3 protein-coding genes are annotated in these 2,480 nt (G+C 72.4%); 2 read left to right on the forward strand and 1 reads right to left on the reverse strand.

Annotation, left to right across the window (positions count from 1 at the left end; all coding sequences use genetic code 11):
- Positions 1-444: hypothetical protein (locus E2E34_RS36840; RefSeq protein ID WP_244316383.1), on the forward strand; the 444-nt coding region annotated here is incomplete at its 5' end.
- Positions 445-674: 230 nt separating this feature from the next.
- Here the strand turns inward: E2E34_RS36840 and E2E34_RS33370 are convergent.
- Positions 675-1,220 carry a pyridoxamine 5'-phosphate oxidase family protein gene (locus tag E2E34_RS33370; RefSeq protein WP_138905574.1) on the reverse strand — a complete coding sequence of 182 codons (546 nt, stop codon included), beginning with the start codon at positions 1,218-1,220 and terminating at the stop codon, positions 675-677.
- Positions 1,221-1,449: 229 nt separating this feature from the next.
- On the opposite strand from E2E34_RS33370, the gene E2E34_RS33375 reads away from it, so the two are divergent.
- The coding region (locus E2E34_RS33375) for a serine/threonine-protein kinase (RefSeq protein WP_138905575.1) at positions 1,450-2,480 on the forward strand (1,031 nt) is incomplete at its 3' end.

Here is a 2,480-nt window from a genome sequence, read left to right on the forward strand (position 1 = left end):
TCCCCGCCACGGCCCGACCGCGAGGCCCCGCCCGGCGCGCCTCTGATGGCGACCGCGCGGCGTGGCGTGGCGCTGAAGGACCGGCGAGCGGCGAACTGGGTGCACGAGAACGCCCCGTGGTCGCCGGCCAAAGCCGGGCGGCAGGTCGTCGCGCAGCTCCGCGCATGGGGGCACCGGCCCGACGAGCCCGCCGTGGAGGCTGTCTTGCGAGAATTGGTGGGCGGGGTCCTCCAGGACGGCGGCCGGCGCATCAGTGTTCACCTTTCCGACCAGGACGGCCAGGCCTGTGTCCTCGTCCTCTCCCACCAGCACAACCTGGCCGTCGGCCATGCTCCGGACGGTGACGACGTCCTCGCCGAGCTCAGCGCCCACGGCATCGTCTCCAGCTGCGGCACAGACCTCGCAGAGGACGGCCGCCGCCTCTGGGCCGTTCTCGACCTCTGACCGGTCTCCTTCCTGGCGCCCCGCGTCAGGATCGGGCGAGGTCGGTCAGGGGATGCCGGGTGACCTCGCGTCCGGGGGGACTCCGAGCATCCGCAGGACCAACCCGCGGTACCACCGAGGTCCGGCCCCTCCCCCGACGAGGAACACCGCGACCAGCCCGCTCCAGCAGGTTCCCGGCCAGTTCCAGCTCCGGTACGTCGCCGTGCCGGGGTTACCGAGGTCCAGTCCCGCTAGAAGGTGTAGCGGGTGTGGCTGAACACCTTGCCGTCGTGCCCGAAGCCGTACGCCGTGCCGGGTGCCACCGCGAACAGCAGGTCGTTGCCCGTGCGGATGCTGTCGCCGAAGCCGTGGAAGGTGCCCTCCGGCGAGGTGACGTGGTCCCCGTACTGCGCCTCGAACGCGGCGATGACCTCGTCCTGCCGCCCACGATCCGTCACCTGCTCCGCCGTTCCCTCGATCACGATGTCGAGTCCTTCGGAGAGCGAGTTGTGCCCTGTGGTGAGTGCGCAGTGGGCATTGCCGGCCAGGTTCTTCGCCTTCTGCTCGCCCGGCCCGGTGCTGAAGTGCAGCGCCCCGTCGTGCCATGCGGCGATCAGCGGCGTGACGTGGAGCCGGCCGTCCGGCCGGACCGTGGTGATCCAGAAGATCTCGGCGGCCCGCAGCCTGCGCTGCACCTCGGCCCAGTCGGTGGCGGTGACGTTCTCCGCGCCCGGGCGCGGGTTGAGAGCGGAGCTGTAGCGGGCGTCGAGCTCGGTCCTGGGCTGCTTCGGCGACATGCGGAACTCCCTTCCCTCCCTTTATAGCGAAGGCAACGCAGCCCGGCCCGGCGGCGCTCAGGACCGGCCTCTGGAGATCACGAGCATGGTGGTACGGGCGCGTGGGACGGTTTCCGGAAGGGCACCCCACCACCCCCACCAGCCCCACGTGTTGCACGTGCCCCTACTGTTGGCTGCCGGCAACGGACAACAGGCAAACGCGCAGCGCGCGAACGGGGTGAGAGCGGCCATGGAGCCACTGCAGTCGGACGATCCGCGGGAACTCGGTCCCTACCGGCTGCTGGCAAGACTCGGGGCCGGCGGCATGGGCCGGGTGTATCTGGCGCGCTCGCCCGGCGGTCGTACCGTGGCGGTGAAGGTCGTACGTCAGGACCTCGCCACCGACCAGGCGTTCAGGCAGCGGTTCCGGCACGAGGTCGACATCGCCAGGGCCGTCTCCGGCCGCCACACCGCGCCCGTGGTCGACGCCGCGCCCGACGCTCCGCTGCCGTGGCTCGCGACGGCGTACGTCCTGGGGCCCGACCTCACCGACGTCGTCGCCTCGCACGGCGCCCTGCCCGAGCCGACGGTACGCGCGCTGGGCGCGGGGCTCGCGGCCGCGTTGCAGGAGATCCACGCGGCCGGGCTGATCCACCGCGATCTGAAGCCGTCGAACGTACTGCTCGCACCCGACGGCCCGAGGGTCATCGACTTCGGCATCGCGCGGGCGGTCGACGGAAGCCGTATGACCCGGACGGGAGTTGTGGTCGGGTCGCCCGGCTACATGCCACCGGAGCAGGCGCTCGGCAAGGACGTCGGTACGGCGGGCGACGTGTTCTCGCTCGGCGCGGTGCTGGCCTTCGCCGCGACCGGCCGCAGTGCCTTCGGCGACCTGGCCCCGGCCGCGATGCTCTACCAGGTCGTCCACGAGGAGCCCGACCTCGCCGGAGTGCCGCCGATGCTCACCGGGCTGATCCGTGCCTGCCTGGCCAAGGACCCCGCGGGCCGGCCGAGCCCGGCGGAGATCCTCCAGTCGCTGGCGCCGGGCGGTACGGGCGAGGTCCTCGCCGACTGGCTCCCCTCTGCGGTCGCTTCGACGATCGCGACGCACGCCTCCCGCATCCTCGACCTGGACACCCCGGCGCACGGCACCAGTCCCGCCGCCTACGGCCCGCCCCCGACGGTCCTGGACGCCTCGTCGCAGAACCACCCGGCCAGGCAGGCACGGATCAGCCCGGTGAGCATCGGCGGCACTCCGGCGAGGTCGGGCTCCTCGTGGAC

Source organism: Streptomyces albidochromogenes (assembly GCF_005981925.1).
In the GTDB taxonomy this organism is placed as follows: domain Bacteria; phylum Actinomycetota; class Actinomycetes; order Streptomycetales; family Streptomycetaceae; genus Streptomyces; species Streptomyces albidochromogenes.